Source organism: Marinifilum sp. D714 (assembly GCF_030851345.1).
Taxonomy (GTDB): domain Bacteria; phylum Bacteroidota; class Bacteroidia; order Bacteroidales; family Marinifilaceae; genus Marinifilum.
Window position 1 is genome coordinate 85,202 of sequence record NZ_JALPNU010000009.1, and the last position, 17,803, is coordinate 103,004.

At 34.5% G+C, this 17,803-nt stretch carries 13 protein-coding genes; 2 read left to right on the forward strand and 11 right to left on the reverse strand.

The window, feature by feature from the left end; translation table 11 throughout:
• Nucleotides 1-6 precede the first annotated feature (6 nt).
• From M0051_RS10590 to M0051_RS10620, 7 genes are all read right to left on the reverse strand, one after another.
• A complete protein-coding gene (locus M0051_RS10590) occupies nt 7-1,251 on the reverse strand; it encodes a DEAD/DEAH box helicase (RefSeq protein ID WP_306741506.1) in 1,245 nt (414 codons plus the stop codon).
• A gap of 333 nt (nt 1,252-1,584) precedes the next feature.
• The gene (locus M0051_RS10595; RefSeq protein WP_306741507.1) at nt 1,585-2,571 is read right to left on the reverse strand and encodes a lysylphosphatidylglycerol synthase transmembrane domain-containing protein; all 987 of its coding nucleotides are present in this window, start codon (nt 2,569-2,571) and stop codon (nt 1,585-1,587) included.
• Between the two features lie 45 nt (nt 2,572-2,616).
• Nucleotides 2,617-3,030, reverse strand: a complete 414-nt coding sequence (locus M0051_RS10600) for a DUF5655 domain-containing protein (protein ID WP_306741508.1) — start codon at nt 3,028-3,030, stop codon at nt 2,617-2,619.
• 61 nt (nt 3,031-3,091) lie between these two features.
• Nucleotides 3,092-4,636: a carboxypeptidase-like regulatory domain-containing protein gene (locus tag M0051_RS10605; protein ID WP_306741509.1), complete on the reverse strand. Its 1,545-nt coding sequence runs from the start codon at nt 4,634-4,636 to the stop codon at nt 3,092-3,094.
• A gap of 39 nt (nt 4,637-4,675) precedes the next feature.
• Complete coding sequence (locus M0051_RS10610) at nt 4,676-5,671, reverse strand: FecR family protein (protein ID WP_306741510.1); 996 nt, start codon at nt 5,669-5,671, stop codon at nt 4,676-4,678.
• Between the two features lie 6 nt (nt 5,672-5,677).
• Nucleotides 5,678-6,232, reverse strand: coding sequence for an RNA polymerase sigma-70 factor (locus M0051_RS10615; RefSeq protein WP_306741511.1), 555 nt, complete (start codon nt 6,230-6,232; stop codon nt 5,678-5,680).
• Nucleotides 6,233-6,457: 225 nt separating this feature from the next.
• Nucleotides 6,458-7,762 (reverse strand): carboxypeptidase-like regulatory domain-containing protein, encoded by a 1,305-nt coding sequence (locus M0051_RS10620; protein ID WP_306741512.1) that lies wholly within the window; start codon nt 7,760-7,762, stop codon nt 6,458-6,460.
• A 248-nt stretch (nt 7,763-8,010) separates the two neighbouring features.
• Here M0051_RS10620 and M0051_RS10625 point away from each other — a divergent pair, with 248 nt between their 5' ends.
• The gene (locus tag M0051_RS10625; RefSeq protein WP_306741513.1) at nt 8,011-8,721 is read left to right on the forward strand and encodes a hypothetical protein; all 711 of its coding nucleotides are present in this window, start codon (nt 8,011-8,013) and stop codon (nt 8,719-8,721) included.
• 37 nt (nt 8,722-8,758) lie between these two features.
• Here M0051_RS10625 and nadA read toward each other — a convergent pair whose 3' ends face one another.
• Both nadA and M0051_RS10635 read right to left on the reverse strand, forming a co-directional pair.
• Nucleotides 8,759-9,685: a quinolinate synthase NadA gene (gene nadA, locus M0051_RS10630; protein WP_306741514.1), complete on the reverse strand. Its 927-nt coding sequence runs from the start codon at nt 9,683-9,685 to the stop codon at nt 8,759-8,761.
• A 103-nt stretch (nt 9,686-9,788) separates the two neighbouring features.
• Entirely contained in the window at nt 9,789-13,175 is a 3,387-nt protein-coding gene (locus M0051_RS10635) for a two-component regulator propeller domain-containing protein (RefSeq protein WP_306741515.1), read from the reverse strand.
• 198 nt (nt 13,176-13,373) lie between these two features.
• On the opposite strand from M0051_RS10635, the gene M0051_RS10640 reads away from it, so the two are divergent.
• Nucleotides 13,374-14,108: a copper homeostasis protein CutC gene (locus M0051_RS10640; RefSeq protein WP_306741516.1), complete on the forward strand. Its 735-nt coding sequence runs from the start codon at nt 13,374-13,376 to the stop codon at nt 14,106-14,108.
• 55 nt (nt 14,109-14,163) lie between these two features.
• On the opposite strand, the gene M0051_RS10645 is transcribed toward M0051_RS10640, so the two are convergent.
• Nucleotides 14,164-15,342: a phosphopentomutase gene (locus M0051_RS10645; protein ID WP_306741517.1), complete on the reverse strand. Its 1,179-nt coding sequence runs from the start codon at nt 15,340-15,342 to the stop codon at nt 14,164-14,166.
• Between the two features lie 633 nt (nt 15,343-15,975).
• Complete coding sequence (locus M0051_RS10650) at nt 15,976-17,592, reverse strand: ABC-F family ATP-binding cassette domain-containing protein (protein WP_306741518.1); 1,617 nt, start codon at nt 17,590-17,592, stop codon at nt 15,976-15,978.
• Between the last annotated feature and the right edge of the window lie 211 nt (nt 17,593-17,803).

The following is a 17,803-nucleotide window of genomic DNA, read 5'->3' on the forward strand; positions in this document are numbered from 1 at the left end:
AGTATTTTACTTTTTCTTTCTTTTTTTCTTTTTTGGATTCTCGAAGTATTCATCTGCTTCTTCCATAAGTTCTTTTAAACTTTTTGAATAATCTTCCGAAAAGTCGATGGTTGCAGAGTATTCCTGGTGCGAGATATCCATCACTTGAATTTCCCCTCCAAGATAATCTTCAATTTCGTTTAAAAGTTCCTTTTCTGTATCAGGGCAACAGAACGAAATGGCAGTCCCTTTTTGTACGCCACGTCCTGTACGTCCAACTCTGTGTACGTAGTTCTCAGCGACATCAGGAAGATCGTAGTTAATCACGTAATCTACGTTAGGAATGTCAATTCCACGGGCACTTACATCGGTAGCAATCAGAATTTTCACCTTACCAGATTTAAACTCATTTAAGGCTGCCAAACGATCTTTTTGCTCTCTGTCACCATGAATCAATTGAGTTTTTACGCCAACACGATCCATTGCTTTGTGTACACGTTCAGCACGAACTTTGGTTCTTACAAAAACCAAAATTTTACTTTCCTCATGCTCTTTGGCAATTCGTTCCAAAAAGAAACGCTTGTCATCCATTTTTACGTATGCCAATGAATGCTCTACATTTCTTGATACCGGATCTTTCGGTGAAATTTGAATGCGAATGGCTTTTCGAACCAATGAATAAGCCAGCTTCTTAATTTTTGGCGTAATGGTTGCCGAAAAGAATAGCGTTTGTCTGTTTCTTGGCAAAAATTTAATCAGGTCTTGAATGTCTTTAATGAAGCCCAAATCCAACATGTGATCCGCTTCATCCAGAACCAAGGTGTCAATATTTCTCAAATTGATATAGCCTTGACTTGTAAGGTCGAACATTCTACCTGGTGTCGAAATTAAGATATCGATTCCCTTCTGCAATTTTGCAATTTGTGGATCTTGTTCAACACCACCAAAAACGCAAAAGCTCTTTACTTTGGTGTACTTGCCAATTTCCTGGAACACTTCTGTAATTTGTATTGCCAGCTCGCGAGTAGGAACCATTACAACACATTTAATGTCTTTACTGCTCTTATTTTTCTTCGATTTGTGAATTTTATCGATAATAGGAATGGCAAAAGCTGCCGTTTTACCGGTACCGGTTTGTGCAATGGCCAAAACATCCTCTCCTTTTACAATGGGAGGGATGGCTTTGTACTGAATATCGGTGGGTCTTTTAAAACCAAGTGTTTCCAGATTCTTCTTAATATCTGGAGAAAAATTATATTGGCTAAACTTCATTCTTCTTTGTCTTCAAATTTGCGACAAAGATAGTTGTAAAAACTGAGTTTGCGAGTATTGTAATAAAAAGACATTTAGAATCCCTTCTTTGAGTCTGAACTCTCTATGGATATTTTTTATATCGTCATGCCCAATGGGCATTGGAAGGACAAGCTAATTATACGCACTTAAAGTTTTCAAGTAGAAGTAGTTTGTCCTTACTCGCCCTAGATTCTTTGCTTCCTTTCTCATCGATGGAGAAAGGAAGAGCCTTCCGGCTAGAGGATGAAATAGGGCAATCTTTATGAAGCCGTTAATTTTTCAACCTATATAATTTAATCGTTGTTAATGTATTTACTTACCCTTCATTTCTACCCAATATCTAAAGTAGCCATAGCCACCCAGCACAAGGGTTCCAATAAAAGTTAATCCGTTAGATAAAATTCCAAAACTAATTCCCGCATTGGCATCGAGCTGATAGGCCAAAAATAGCTGTAGTAAAAAGAAATGCGTAGTTCCTATTCCTCCTGGGCTTGGTAATGCCCAACCAAGTCCGCCAATAAATAAAATCACTACGGCAAAGAAGATTGAATATTCTGATGTTTCTGGCAAACACAGCAGGTATATGTAATTTAGAATTACCAATGTAATCCAAATTAGGAGAGTAAGTAGAATAAATTTGAATCTCTTTTTTAACAGTAAACCGTGTTTTAGCGATTCAAACATGCTTTGCAAAAATCCAATAATTTTCTTGATAATGGGTTTCTCTGATTTTTTAAGTTTCTTGAGACTTACCAAGAACAAAACGACAAAGAGAATTAGAAGGATTGGTAGGACATAGATGTAACGATATCCGTAAATATGTGAAATGCCACCAATGGTAGAATCAATAATTCCCTGAAGCCTGTCCACTTCGATAAAGAATATGCTTACAATTCCCAATCCCAGTATTAATAAGTCATAGGCACGTTCGGCCATTACACTTCCCATAGATACAGCCACCGGAACTTTCGAGTTCTTCTGAAGTGAGGTACAACGAATGATTTCGCCAAGTTTAGGCGTGAAGCTGTTTACAAAATATCCCAAAAGGAGGGAGGTAAGCACTTTATCGGATTTAGGAGTTTCTCCTGCCTCTTCAATTAATAGTTTCCAACGCAAAGCTCTTAGGTAAAAAACCAAAAACAGGCACAGAAAACTTAGGAAGATGAAAAAATAATCGGCTCCTGCTAAACTTTCCCATACAGGACCTAATGGTTTTTCATGTAGGGTAAGAAAAAGGAATATGGCTCCAATAATTAAACCAGATAAGTTTTTAAGTATGCTTTTTATATTATTTATCATCTTTTAAAATTTCAATGGTAATCAGGGGAGAAGCAAAAATATAAATTATTTTTTCCTCACAGTCCAATAGGCCGCCTTTATCCAATCCTTAATTTGTGTATCAAAATCTTCAGGTTCGGCTATTACAAGCCTATGAAGCACCCTGTTTTTAGATATTCGCTTGCAAAAGATAACCGGAAAAACATCTTCTTCCTGATGCAGTTGATATTCCAATACGAGTCGATCTTTTTTAGGGTAAACCGATAAGAAATTGGCACCAATTTTAAACTGAATGCAGGTTTTTAGGTATAAAATCTCAATACTTTCGAATGTGTTTACATACTCTTCCAATAGAGCAAAGGTATCTACTACACGATCACCCATTTTATTGGTATGTGTTTCTTTATCGGTAATATAACACGAATGATATTGATTTGGTCCGGAAAGAATTCTCTTACAATTGGGACATGTCCAAGGCATACTTTCAATTCAATAATTTCTCGAAAGATACAACAATTCTCAATTTTACTTCGACCGCATGCTAATTTAGTTCTGACTTGCCCAAAGCAATTTGTTGCATGCTATTGTTGATTCTTTTTAAGGCGTCCTGAATATTCTCTTCTGGTTTTATAAAATTACTTTTCCCCCAAAAATTAGGATCATAGGTAGTTCGGTGATTGGAAAAAATGGTTGTTGGATGTATGGATTCCTTGTATTTAAAACGAACAACATCCTCCGATTTTATATTTGTAGTTGCCATCTCGAATGAAGTGGAGAAATAACTGGAGAACAATTTCTTTTTATTTTTCACCTTGAATTTTAAATTTCCCAATGTATGATTTAAATAATATTTTCCGTTGATATCTCTATAACTAACTACATAATTTACCATGGTTGGTTTGGCCTTGGTTTTTGAGCTACCTTTTACAATGAATCTGTCTTTAAGTTCATTCATTCGATACTTTTCGTAACCAAATTCAGCGCGAATTATAGCCAAATTATTGGTTTCAATAAATAACCTTCCTTCCAATAAAGGTTCACTTAGTTTAGGTCTTGGTTTAAACTCAATAATATATACCGAACGATTGTTGTATGTGCTGATATCTACCAAACGATAATTGTACAAATGAGAATATTCTTCGTTCAGAAACTCAGGAAGGCTTTTTACAATATCTAATTGTAAACACCCTTGAATTCCACCCTTTAGTCTAAATGAAATGGTATCTAGTCTGGTAACATCGTAGATTTTACGACTTTTAAAAACTTTTACTCTTTCCAGTGCCTTTTGATTAGAATAGGAACTTTTGTAGATATCCAATACTGATTCAAGATAAATCATGTATTTGTTATTCTTCATCACCGATTCTCGGTAAAAAGAGGTTAGGTTTGTTGATTTTTGAGGATAGTTCTTATATATGTTATTCACGGCTGCACGAACCAAGGTCAAAGGGTCGTTATTACGAATAATTACTTCCTGAAGTGAAATAAAATCTTCTTTCAGCTCCACTTCAATTTTATTGTTCTTCAAATTGGAAACAACAATTTCCTTATTCTGATAGCCGACATATGAAAATACCAAAGTATCATTTAAATTCTCTGAAGATATACTTAGCGAGAACTCACCATCTTGGTTGCTTATGGTACCCACGTGCTTTCCTCTTATTCCGATGCTGGCATATGGTAAGGCTTCTCTTGAATTCTGATCCGAAACAATACCCGTAAGTTTTCTATAGGATATATATGGTATAACCTCTTTAGGAGTTGGTATATTTAAAGTTTCTCTTACAGGAACAATAACAATGTGCTTTTTTGTAACATGAAAATTAAGGTCTTTATCAGGAATTAATTTTCTTAATACACTTGAAAGTTTTTCACTTTTAATTGTAAGATCTAAAGGTTTACGATCTTTAAATAAGTTTGCATTATAGGTAAAATAACATTGGGCTTTTTGTTCAATGCTATCCAGTGCACTCTCAATGGTGGTTCCAGATAAGTTTAGATTTATCTTTTTGTCCAACAAATGAGTTTGAGCTTTGATATTAAAACATAACAATAGCAGAATGAAAAGTATTGTATGTTTTTTCATTAAGTATTTTTGATATGTTTTAATATTGTTCATTGATGCCTAGATACCTTTTTTTAATAGGATGGTTTGACCTTTTTTCTCATATGTCAAATTAAATGACATACAGATATTATTTAAAACATGACTAAGCGATTCCTGATCGAAAGTGGTATTAATTTTCTCTTTTGCAATTTCATCGCTTTCAAATTGAATTTGAACATGATAAGTTCTTTCAATTACTTTGGCAACTTCTTTCAATTCCATTCTTCGGAACACCATTTTTTGTGTTTTCCACGATAAGTAATTATCATCGTTCATTAAGCTTTTGCTTAGTAAGCTTTCTTTTAAAATCGCAAAATCACCTTTCTCCAGTATAACCGATTCCTTATTGTTGATTTCTGAAAATTTAACTTTACCCGATTCAACCAGAACCTCAACTTTATCATCCTTGGCAATTACATTAAAAGATGTGCCCAATACTTTAATTTCGGCATCTTTTGCTGCAATAATAAAGGCTTTGTTTGGGTTTTTAGCAATATCAAAAAATGCCTCACCTTCCAGACTTACATTTCTGGTAACAGAATTAAATTTTCTTGGATAAACCAGCTTGGCTTCTCCGTTTAAAGTAATCGTTGAACCATCTGAAAGAACAATGGATTTGTTACTTTCATGGGCTTGTGAAATAAAAGTTTGATAAGGCGATAAGAAGTCATTGTAAACTTTGTTAGAAATCAGGCCTAAGCCAATTGCTACAATAATCATCGCTGCAAACCGAAGAACTCTCTTGGCATTTAGAGTTATCTTTTTGCCACTTTTCTGATTCTTAATTTGGCCGTTTACTTTGTTCCAGGCAATATCAGCATTGTATTGTTCTCTGATTTGCATTACATCTTCAACCAAACCCAAATCCTTTTCTGATGCTGCAACAATTTGAGCATATTCGGGGTTCGAATCAATCACCTTTTTAAAGGCTATCTTTTCTTCCTCACTCATTTCTCCGCTCAAATACTTCGAAATGATCTCCCATTCAATGTTATGTGATGTTTCGTTCTTCATTTTATTTTAAAGCACAATAATACTAACGTAATCTTTTAAATTTTTGCGAAATGCCTTCAATGCTTTTCCCATATTGGCTTCAACAGTTTTTACCGATATGGAAAGTTTGTCAGCTATTTCATGATATTTTAACCCTTCAAATCTACTCATTTTAAATATCTTACTGCATCTTTCTGGCAAATTTGATAGTGTATTTTGTATAATGGTTTGAATTTCCTTTTCTTCCAGGCTATGATTTGTGGATGAATCGCTAATTCTGGTGTTTTTTAAATGATCTTCATATTGGTTTCTAATTCCTTTTTTTCTTAAGTATTGCAAGCTATTTAAGTAGGTTGCTTTGTACAAATAAGCTTTAAAAGAGGTATGAATTTTTAGTTTTTTTCTGTCTTCCCAAATCTGGCAAAATAAATTTTGAACAACTTCTTCTGCTTGATCTGGATTTTTGACAAATTTTACCGCATAATGACATAACAGTGGGTAATAAAACTTAAATAATTTTTCAAACTCTTCTATATTGCCTTTTTGAATGCTTAATAATATGGTGTTTGTATCTTCCAACATTCTTGTTTTCGTATTCCTTATATATTAGTTTAATTATTTTCTAATATAGGATATTTAGTTATTAATTCCTTAGGATATGTTTAATTTAAAAGTGTGTTTTTCTGATGTATTCTTAAGGAATTAATGGAAAGAACCACATTTACTCTTTGCTATCCCCATATAAAGAGTTTGTAATTCTTTCCATTATCAGTGCTTTATCAGTTAATAGTAGGTTAAGCCATTTATTTAACGAGCTTTTCTTTTTAATTTTCGAATTGCTGCCTCAATAGATTGATCTGGTTCAATTGTGTTATGGGCACCCCAGAAATTCTTATCAGCAAAGTTTCCAATTTCATCAACCATTACTTGATTTCGTTTGAATTTTTCATGTCGATTAAATCTCACAATATTGGATTCATCTCTATCAGTAATTGCAATTTCGGTCATAGCTGTGTAGTTGGTATTGAATAATTTTCTTTTCCAATTGCATTTGAAATTGATCTCACCTCGGGCATAGTTAAAATACCATTTGCCTCCCGTTTCATGATAGTTTACGATATAATCAGCTGAGGTTGGTGTTACTTTAACGCCTATTGGTTTTCTTCGAATAAATAAGCTACTTGCTTCTTCTGGGTTATCAAGATTCAAGCTGAATTTTGCACTTGTCAATGCTAAATTTTCAGTTTCTACATAAAGTAAACCATAATATAAAGGAATTTCAACATCTTCTTTTTGGATAAACTCAATCACATAATGCAATTTTCCATTAATCTGCGTGATTGATTTTAAAGTGAATTTATAGCTTTGGTTAAAGTCTTCTGAAAGTAAGTTGTAAGGATTTTTAATTACATCAAGTAAGAGTGCTGTTGCTGGTCCACCTTGTAGTTTAAAAAGGAGAGTGTCCATTTTTTTAACATCCTGGCTTTTTCTTCCTTTAAAAACCTGTACCTGGTCCGATTTTCCTTGCTTATATCCTGACTTGTGAATGTTAACAACAGCTTCAGAGATTGCTACATAGCTTCTATTCTTTCGAACTGTTTCTCTGTAGAATCCTTCCATCATATTAGGAGAGGTTGAGTAGTTTTCACCTACTTTCTTCAATATTTGTCTTACCAATTGTTCAGGATCTAAAGGATAAATATTGACTTGATTTAGAGGAATAACCGCCATTTGAAGTTGCAATACATTTTTCTTAGGTTTTAATGATTTGATATCAACTTCAAGGTTCTTGTATCCAACATGGCTAATTTCAATTTTACTTACAGGTAAACCTTTGGCAATTTTTAGTATAAATTCACCTTCGCTGTTTGTAACAGTGGCTGCATTTATACCTTTTACAGCAACAGTTGCAAAAATTAGAGGATCTTTAGAATCTTTATCTTGTATTTTACCTTTATATACATTGTATTTTAAGGTATCAATTACATGCTGTACCTTATTCTTTTCTTTCTTCTTTTTTTTCTTCCATTCACCTGCTGATACAGAGATGGATGACAATAATAAAAATGCCGAAAGTAGAATGGTAATTTTGGAAATAAAATTTGTTCTCATGGCAAAATGTTTTTATCTGTTTATATTATTGTTGTTTATATGGAATTGCGATCGTTCAATTTCCTGTTTCTATTACTATGATGCATGAATTTGAATTTACCCTACTAAAAATCACTATTTTTTTATTTATGGGTAACTGCCTTCAGTTCATACATGTAGATTATTAATAATAATTAATGTATAGACATTTCGGATTTTATAGCTAATTTTAGTTTAATTCTATAAGTAAAAAATCATTTTAGGTTACTATGAAAGTTGATTTCTGTAAAGAGGAACTGGTTTTAAAAGTTTACCCTACTATAGGGGGATGTTTTCAAGAAGGATGGAATGTTTTGAAGAATCATTTTTTGATTCTTTTTTTGGCAGTGATTCTTGCAGGATTACTTGACGTTCCAATGGGGTATAAGCAATACCTTGAAAATGTTGATGATTCTTATTCAGTGGGGATTTCTTTTTTTAATTTAATTGGATTCATCTATTATGTGATGATTATTACACCATTTAATTATGGATTTGACTGGATATATTTGACCGCTGCCAGAAAGAAAGAGCCACAATTCGAAGAAATCCTTTCAGGCTTTAAAAAATACTTAGTTGTTATTCTTAGTCATTTATTGGTTATTGGTATCACTGGCTTGGGATTTATATTACTGATTATTCCTGGTATATACTTGTTGTGTAAATTGGTTTTTGTGCCTTATCTGGTTATGGATAAGAATGTAGATCCAATTCAAGCGGTAAAACTAAGCTATTATCTTACCAAAGGTTATTTTTGGACAATTCTTGGAATGGGAATTCTATCTTTTTTTATAATAATTTTGGGCATTATTTGCCTTGTTGTAGGTGTATTTGTTTCATTAGTTTGGGTTCACTCAGCCTTTGCGGTTTTATACAAGGCTGTTGATGAATTACATTTTAAAGAAGCTTGTGTATTAGCAGGGGTAGAAATAAAGGAATAAAAAAAACCATCATATTTGATGGCTTTTTTTTATACAATTACAGATTTAACTGTTTCGACATTTCAAGCATTTTAACAATTGGGGCTTTGGCATTTTCCATGATATCATCGGGAAGGATGATTTCTGGTTGTTCATTTTTAAGGGCCAAATAAATTTTTTCCATGGTGTTCAATTTCATGTATGCACAATCGTTGCACGAGCATGTTTCATCAGCAGGAACAATTAAAAATTCTTTTTCAGGTGAATCTTTTTTCATTTGATGAAGAATACCAGTTTCAGTAGCAACAATAAATTTTTGGGCATCACTTTGTTTGGTGTATTTCAACATTGCTGTTGTAGAGCCAACAAAATCAGCAAGCATTAAAACAGGTTGAGGACATTCCGGGTGAGCGATTAAAGTTGCATCAGGGTTTTCAAGTTTCATTTTCATGATTTTTTCTGCTGAAAGAATATCATGAACCTCGCAAGTTCCATCCCACAAAACCATATCTCTGCCGGTTACTTCATTAATGTAACGACCAAGGTTTTTGTCAGGAGCAAAAATAATTTTCTGATCTTTAGGCAATGACTCAACCAATTGTACGGCATTTCCTGATGTACAAATTAAATCAGAAAGGGTCTTTATTTCTGCACTGCAATTAATGTAGGAGATCACCATGTGATCGGGATATTTTGCTTTGAATTTTGCAAAATCACCTGCTGGGCAAGATTCTGCCAATGAGCATCCAGCTTCCAAATCGGGAAGAAGAACTTTGGTATTTGGATTAAGGATTTTTGCAGTTTCGGCCATAAAATGAACCCCTGCAAATAAAATAATGTCTGCATCTACTTCAGTTGCCTTTTGTGCAAGTGCCAAGCTATCACCTTTAAAATCCGCAATCTCTTGAATATCGGGAGTTTGGTAATAGTGCGCTAAAATAACTGCATTCTTTTCTTTTGCCAGTTGAAGAACTTTCTCTCTCATCAAATTTTTCTTTGCTATAAAGTTGTATAAATACAGATGCAAATATCTTTAAATTCTTGAGAAATACAAATGGAGTCAGTTTTTTTTAACAGGTTCTTAAAAATTAAGCTGAGGGCAGAGAAAATAGAAAAGTACTTCCTTCACCTAATATACTCTCCACTTTTATCTGGCCTCCATTAATTTCTACAAACTCCTTGCAAAGCAGTAATCCTAATCCCGTACCTTTTTCTCCTGCGGTACCTGATGATTTATATTTTAGGTCAATTCTGAATAGTTTATCAATATTCTCCTTATCAATTCCAATGCCTTGATCTATGATATGAATTTCATGAAAATCATTGTGCGGAATAACTTTAATCGAAACCTCGCTATTATTATGAGAAAATTTGATTGCATTATTAATCAGGTTTCTTAACACAGAGCTGCACATGTTTCTATCTGCTTTCACCTTAATTTGTTCAGGGCAAAATTTTGTTAGATTGATCTGTTTTTTATCTGCTGAAGCTTCATACAGGCTTAATGTGTCTGATATCAATTCACACAAATCAAATTCTCTTGGTTCAAAATCAATTTTTCCGGTTTGTGAACGCGACCAGGTAAGAAGGTTCTCTAATAAATTAAAAATGTGTTTTACTGATTCATGAATTTTTCGAATGCCAATTTGCTTTTCTTCCTCTTCTACATGTTCGTAATTCTCATGAATCATCTCGCTAATGGATAGTAAGCTGGTAAATGGGTTTTTTAAGTCATGAGATATAATTCTAAAAAACTTGTCTTTAGTGGCAACCAACTCTTTTAGGTTTTGTTCCGATTCCTTTAGATTTTTATTGGCAATTTTAATTTTTTCGTTTTGTGCACTTAATAGCTTATTGGTTTTGATGTTTAAAAGGTATCCATAAACAAAAACAATGATGCCACTAGCAATTAATATTAGAAAAAGAATAAACCACCAAGTCATGTAAAAAGGAGGTTGAATGCTGATTTGTAACTCCTTGGGAGTTTCGCTCCATTGCCCATAAGGGTTTTGTGCAATTACCTGAAAGGTGTATTTTCCTGGCGATAGGTTAGAGTAGGATGCAAAATTTCTTTTCTCAGAATACACCCATTTTTTTTCCAAACCTTTAAGCCTATAGGCATAATTTACCTTGTCGGGAGAGAAGCTAGATAAGGTGGAAAATTCAAATGAAATGAATCTTTGTTCGTAATCCAATTCGATTGAATCGGTAAAGGCAATGCTTTTTGAAAATCCATAGGTGTCATTTTCTTTGTTGTATGATATTTTATTGCCTATTGAATTTATAGGAAGAACATTTACAGGTTGACCATGGATTTCAAATTTTGTAAGCACAGCATCGTACAATGCATCTTCTGAAATCTCTTTATCTGGATCTATAATATTTAGCCCATAGACCCCTCCAAAATAGAGTAGTCCACTTTTCCCTTTGTGGAATGCTCCTCCATTAAACTCATTACTTTGTAAACCGTCATGTACATCAAAATTGTTACAAGAATAGTTGTTTAATGAGAACTTACATATACCGGAATTGGTGCTGAGCCACAAATTGTTTCTCTTGTCGGGAAGAACGCCATAAATTACATTATTTGGTAATCCATGTTCTGTTCCAAAATGCTCAAACTGTTGAGAGTTTGGGTTGAACTTGTTTAATTTGTTGTTTGTTCCAATCCACAAAGTTCCATTCTTCTCTTCGTAAATGGAGAATACCACATCGTCTGAGATTGTGTTTTGAGAATTGCTGTTGTAGGTATAGTTCTTGAATGACTTTGATTCTTTGTTGTAAACATTTAAACCACCACCATAGGTGCCTACCCAGATGTTTCCTTTTGAATCTTCGAAAATTACCGAATAAACAAAATTGTGGGAAATGCTGTTGGGGACATTTTTCGAATGCTTGAATTGTATAAATTTTTCTGTTTTTGGATCGAATAGATTTAAGCCATTTTGTGTGCCAACCCACAGTAAACCTTCGCTGTCCTCAAAAATAACGCGAACGGAATTGTTGCTAATTGATTGCTTGTTGTTTGAGTCAGTGGTATAGAATTTCCTTTTTCCATTCAATGGATTAAAGCGAACGAGTCCGTCACCATCAGTACCTATCCAAATCAGGCCTTTTCGATCTTCATAAACTTTTCGGATGGCTTTATGAGGAAGTGTTTTGGATTGCCTAAAATCGTACCTGATAAAGGTATCTTGGCTTACCTGATATTTGGTAAGACCTTGGTTGTTTGTTCCAATCCAAACATTGGTGTCTTTATCTTCACAGATGGTCCAAATAAAATTAGCTGGTAAACTATTTTGATCTAATGGATCGTGTCTTAACAAATCGAATTTATGCAATTGTGGATCGTAGATGCTAATTCCAGCTCCAAAGGTACCAATCCAAATAACTCCATTTCTGTCTTCGTAAATACAATTGATAGAGTTTTCAGATAGGCTTTGCGAATCTGCTGAATTGTTCTTGTAGTGATATTTTTTCTGTTCCTGTGTGTCCAGTCGAAACAATCCAGAACCAAAGGTGCCGAACCATAAATTGTTTTTATGATCTATTATAAATGGTTTTTCTGTATTAATGGAAAGGCTATTTGTTGATTCGAATGATTTAACTGACTTTTTAAAATGTATGGCATCTTTAGGTTTATACAATAATGCTTTATTGGTAGAAATCCATATCGTAGAGTCTTTATCGAATATGATTCGTTCTATTTCAATATCTTTTAGGAAATGCTGGGGCTTCGTTTTTAGGCTTTTATCGAGAACATAAAAGCCATCGTTGGTGCCAACTAAAATGGATTTAGGGTTTTGAATTAAAGTAGTGATTCGAATGCTATTCTGACCATCAGAAAGTTTTTCTTTTGTGATTTGATTGGATTTTTGACTGTAGGAGTACAATCCGATATCTGTTGCGATTAAGATTTTATTAGAATTGATCTGGAGAATACCATTAATCCTGGAGGAAATGTTTGGGAAATTTTTAAAACTGATGGAACTTAACTTTTCGACATCAATGCAATTGATGCCATTTAAGGTGCCAACCCACAAACGGTTATGAGAATCCTCATACAGGTGTGTAATGGTATCGTTTGTTAAAGCTTTATTGGTTCCTAGGCCTCTGAATTGATTAAATTGCTCATGAACAGGATCAAATCGTGTGAGTCCGCCTCTAGAACCGAACCATAATTTCCCTTTGCTATCTTCATAAATGTGCTCTATCCATTTGTGACTTATGGTGTTTAAATCATCGGGATTGCTCCGATAAATCACAAAGTTTTTACCATCGTATCGATTTAAACCATCTTCGGTTCCAAACCACATGAATCCTTTAGAGTCCTGAAAAATGCAGTAAACCGAACTAAGCGACAGACCATCATTAATTGTAATGCGTTTAAATCGAATGTTATTTCGTTGTGCGAAAACATTGCCAAATGACAACAAAATAATAAGGAGGAGTAAAATTGTTTTTTGGTGGTTCATGTTGGGTAAATCTGGGTTAATCAATCCACAACAAATTAATGAAAAAAGTTCTTTTTACGTAATTTATAAAATTAAAGATTGTTAAATCAGCTATTTGGAATGGAATGCGATTCTATATTCAAAATTTGTTGTGTTTTGTGAGAAGAGAAAATTACTTTTACCTTTTCAAATCTTAATGTTAGAAAAGAACCTGAGAGAATGTTAGAAATTTGTTGTTATTCTGTGAAATCGGCAATAATTGCTGAGCAATCTGGTGCCAACCGTATTGAATTGTGTGCTGGTGTTTATGAAGGTGGTACAACACCAAGTTTGGCTACAATACAATTGGTAAAAGAAAAAGTAGATATCCCCGTACATGTTATTATTAGGCCTAGAGGTGCCGACTTTTGTTATTCGGATGTTGAATTTGAATGCATGAAGAAGGATATTTTATCCTGTAAAAAAGAAGGCGTAGAAGGTGTGGTATCAGGAGTTTTGCTTGCTGATGGAAAAATTGACAATGAACGTACTAAAGAGCTGGTTGATTTGGCAAAGCCAATGAGTTTTACCTTTCACAGAGCATTCGACATGGTCGAAAACCATATTGAGGCGTTGAAGGAGTTAATGGAAATGGGTGTTGATAGAATTCTTACTTCGGGTGGGATGCAAACTGCAGAAGAAGGAATGGATTTATTGGCGGAATTGGTAGAAAAAGCAAAGAATAGAATCATCATCATGCCTGGCAGTGGTGTGAATGAAAATAACATTGGCAAACTTAGAGATGTAACGGGTGCCAAAGAATTTCATTGTTCTGCGAAAAAGTTGGTACAGAGTAAAATGAAATATCAGAATCCGAATATTAACATGGGCGGAGAGGGGAGTATTCCTGAATTTGAATATTACGAAGCAGATCCTGAGAAAATAAAGAAGGTTTTAAACCAGCTTATTGCATAAAAATAAAAGAGCTGTTTCATAATTGAAACAGCTCTTTTTATTGGTTTGAAAACTTTTAGTATAGGTCTTTGGCAAAACTTCCCTCAACTTTATTGCCTAGTAACAATTCTTCAATTGTTGCTGCAATATCAGCGAAAGTAGTTCTGGTACCCAAATTAACATTCTGTTTGATGTTTTTACCATATACCATTAAAGGAATGTATTCCCTTGTGTGATCGGTTCCTTTGTAGGTTGGATCACAACCGTGGTCTGCGGTTAAAATTAAAATTTCATCTTCTTTTAGCCTTTCTTGAATTTGTGGCAGATACTTATCGAATTCCTCTAAAGCATCCTTGTATCCTTCAGGATTTCTTCTGTGCCCGTAAACCATATCAAAATCAACAAGGTTGGTAAAGATTAAACCTTTTGAATCTTCTTCAAGAGCAACAAGTGTTTTTTCAATACCATCCACATTATCTTTGTTGGTACCTCTTGAATCGGTAATTCCTTGTCCAGCAAAAATATCTTTGGTTTTACCAATTCCAATCACATCCAGACCATTTTCTTTTAAACGATCCAGAACGGTTGGTTTTGGTGGCGTAACCGAATAATCATGACGATTGGCAGTACGAGTGAAGTTGCCTTTTCCACTTCCCAGGTATGGACGAGCAATTACACGAGCTACTGGTTCATGTTCAGAACAAATCTCTAAAGCAATTTCACAAGCTTTGTATAACTCTTCTAAAGGAATTACTTCTTCGTGTGCTGCAATCTGAAATACAGGATCGGCAGATGTGTAAACAATCCAATTTCCTGTTTTCATTTGCTCATCGCCATATTCATCAAGAATTGCTGTTCCTGATGCTGGCTTGTTTGCCATTACTTTTCTACCGGTTCTTTCTTCGAACAATTTGATGGTTTCCTCAGAAAATCCATTGGTATAAGTAGGGAAGGCTTTTTCTAGTTTTACACCAGCAATTTCCCAGTGGCCAGTAGTTGTATCTTTACCTTTCGAAGCTTCAGCCGCTTTTCCATAAGCTCCATTGGCATTATTTTCAGGTTTAACACCATCAATGTCGATGATGTTACCTAAACCAAGTTTTTGCATGTTTGGAAGCTTGATACCTCCGCAATGTTTTGCAATATTTCCGATGGTGTTCGATCCAACATCACCAAATTCTTCAGCATCTGGTAAATAACCAACACCTGCGCTATCCAATACTACGATTGTAGCACGTTCAATTTTTTGAATCATAAAGTATTGTGTTTTTATGTATTTCGAAAAATACAGATGATGGGTTGTTTTGTAGTGCTGCAAAGATAGGGGATCAATTAGTAATTAACAATTAATATTGAATATTATTGAGAATCATTCTAAGTCTGTATGCTTACTGCTTCATTATCAAACAAAAAAACGCAAATGAAAATCCTTCTGGATTTCTGAAATCAAATTAAGAAGCAAGGTTTTATATGGAATATAATGGATAACTAATCAATTATTAATTGAAAAGAATTGTTCTATGATTCTTTAATTTTACTTTGCTCAAGCCGTATGGCTTTTACTTTCTCCATTGATGAGAAAGTAAACAAAGAATCTAGGGCGTGGAAGGACAAGCTCCTTCTACTTGAAAATATTAAGTTCGGCGAGGTGATTTTCTCATTTCTTCGAAGCTTCCCCGTTTCTCTAGATATTTTCTGCGGATAAGTATCTTGTCCTTCCAATGCCCACCAATCTCGCTCAAACAAAGTAGAAATGATCTTTCAATTTAAATTTAATCCAACAAAATCAGTGTAAATCATAAGCCTCATAATAAGCAGCGTCTAAATAAAAAAAAGATCCCCCAAACGCGAACGCCCGGGGGATGAAATATTGAAGGTTTATATAGACTTATACCTGATACATTTTTTCACGTTGCTCTTTAATCTTCTCGCTTGTAATGTAATCATCGTAATCCATCAACTTATCGATAATTCCATTAGGAGTTAATTCGATAATACGAGTACTTACGGTTTGAATAAACTCGTGGTCATGAGACGACATCAATACAGTTCCACCAAAGTTGATTAGCGCGTTGTTGAACGATTGAATCGATTCCAAATCCAAGTGGTTGGTTGGAGTATCTAAAATCAACAAGTTGGCGTCTTTTAGCATCATTCTCGATACCATACAACGTACTTTTTCACCTCCCGAAAGAACATCTGCTTTTTTGTAGATATCCTCACCAGAGAACAACATTTTACCCAAATATCCACGCAAGTAAATTTCGCTGGTATCATTAGAGTATTGTGCCAACCAATCAATCAAAGTAACTGGCTCCTGGAAGAAGCTTGAGTTATCCAATGGCAAGTAGGCTGGGGTAATGGTAACACCCCATTCGTATGATCCGCTATCTGCTTTCGCTTCTCCATTGATGATATCAAAAAGAGATGACATAGCACGAGGGTCTTTTGAAAGGAATACCACTTTTTCTCCTTTTTCGATGGTGAACTCCACATCTTTAAATAAGGTTTCTCCTTCTATGCTTTTGCTCAATCCTGTACATGAGAAAATCTTATCACCAGCTTCGCGTTCCTGCTGGAAAATAATACCAGGGTAACGACGAGTTGATGGCTGAATGTCTTCAATGTTCAGTTTCTCCAACATCTTCTTACGAGAAGTTGTTTGCTTCGATTTTGCAACATTGGCACTAAATCGAGAAATAAACTCCTGAAGCTCTTTCTTTTTCTCTTCAGCTTTTTTGTTCTGCTGTGCCTGCTGACGAGCTGCCAACTGACTAGATTCGTACCAGAACGAGTAGTTACCAGAGAACATCTTAATTTTTCCGAAGTCGATATCTACAATATCCGTACAAACTGAATCCAGGAAGTGACGGTCGTGCGATACAACAATCACAGTATTGTTAAAGTTGGCCAAATAGTTTTCCAACCACATTACAGTTTCAAGGTCAAGATCATTGGTAGGCTCATCCAAAAGCAAGTTATCTGGATTACCGAAAAGTGCCTGAGCAAGCAATACACGTACTTTTTCCTTACCACTTAATTCCTTCATGCTTTTGTAGTGAAATGCTTCTTTTATGCCAAGACCACTTAAAAGTTCTGCAGCATCGCTTTCAGCATTCCAACCATCCATTTCGGCAAATTTCTCTTCCAACTCAGATGCTTTAATTCCATCTTCTTCCGAAAAATCAGGCTTGGCGTAAATTGCATTTTTTTCCTGCATGATAGCCCAAAGCTCGGCATGCCCCATCACTACTGTATCCAATACCGTGAATTCGTCGAATTCGAAGTGGTTCTGCTTAAGAACAGCCATTCTTTCACCTGGTTCCATCATTACTTTTCCTGTAGTAGAATCTAATTCTCCTGAAAGAATTTTAAGGAAAGTTGATTTACCAGCACCATTAGCACCAATAACTCCATAGCAGTTGCCTGGAGTAAATTTTATATTAACATCCTGGAAAAGGGGTTTTTTCCCGAATTGAATTGATAAGTTTGAAACTGAAATCATTTTATCTAGACCATTTATTAATTCAGGGCGCAAAATTAGTAATTATTCTCTTTAATAAAACAAATAGACTATGAAGTTTCTGTAAAATTAAGTATTCCCCTTTAGAGATCTTGATTTGAAATTCTTAATATTACCAAAAAGTTAAATAGATATTTGATTTCGTGGCATCTGGTTTTAAGCTTATTTAGATTCTCAACTTAAAGAGAGACCT

Excerpts from the sequence above, each read along its gene's own strand:
- M0051_RS10600 (WP_306741508.1), bottom strand. The coding sequence starts at position 3,030 with ATGCCTTGGACATGTCCCAATTGTAAGAGAATTCTTTCCGGACCAAAT.
- M0051_RS10590 (WP_306741506.1), bottom strand. The coding sequence starts at position 1,251 with ATGAAGTTTAGCCAATATAATTTTTCTCCAGATATTAAGAAGAATCTG.
- M0051_RS10605 (WP_306741509.1), bottom strand. The coding sequence starts at position 4,636 with ATGAAAAAACATACAATACTTTTCATTCTGCTATTGTTATGTTTTAAT.
- M0051_RS10640 (WP_306741516.1), top strand. The coding sequence starts at position 13,374 with ATGTTAGAAATTTGTTGTTATTCTGTGAAATCGGCAATAATTGCTGAG.
- M0051_RS10595 (WP_306741507.1), bottom strand. The coding sequence starts at position 2,571 with ATGATAAATAATATAAAAAGCATACTTAAAAACTTATCTGGTTTAATT.
- nadA (WP_306741514.1), bottom strand. The coding sequence starts at position 9,685 with ATGAGAGAGAAAGTTCTTCAACTGGCAAAAGAAAAGAATGCAGTTATT.
- M0051_RS10650 (WP_306741518.1), bottom strand. The coding sequence starts at position 17,592 with ATGATTTCAGTTTCAAACTTATCAATTCAATTCGGGAAAAAACCCCTT.
- M0051_RS10620 (WP_306741512.1), bottom strand. The coding sequence starts at position 7,762 with ATGAGAACAAATTTTATTTCCAAAATTACCATTCTACTTTCGGCATTT.
- M0051_RS10625 (WP_306741513.1), top strand. The coding sequence starts at position 8,011 with ATGAAAGTTGATTTCTGTAAAGAGGAACTGGTTTTAAAAGTTTACCCT.
- M0051_RS10645 (WP_306741517.1), bottom strand. The coding sequence starts at position 15,342 with ATGATTCAAAAAATTGAACGTGCTACAATCGTAGTATTGGATAGCGCA.
- M0051_RS10615 (WP_306741511.1), bottom strand. The coding sequence starts at position 6,232 with ATGTTGGAAGATACAAACACCATATTATTAAGCATTCAAAAAGGCAAT.
- M0051_RS10635 (WP_306741515.1), bottom strand. The coding sequence starts at position 13,175 with ATGAACCACCAAAAAACAATTTTACTCCTCCTTATTATTTTGTTGTCA.
- M0051_RS10610 (WP_306741510.1), bottom strand. The coding sequence starts at position 5,671 with ATGAAGAACGAAACATCACATAACATTGAATGGGAGATCATTTCGAAG.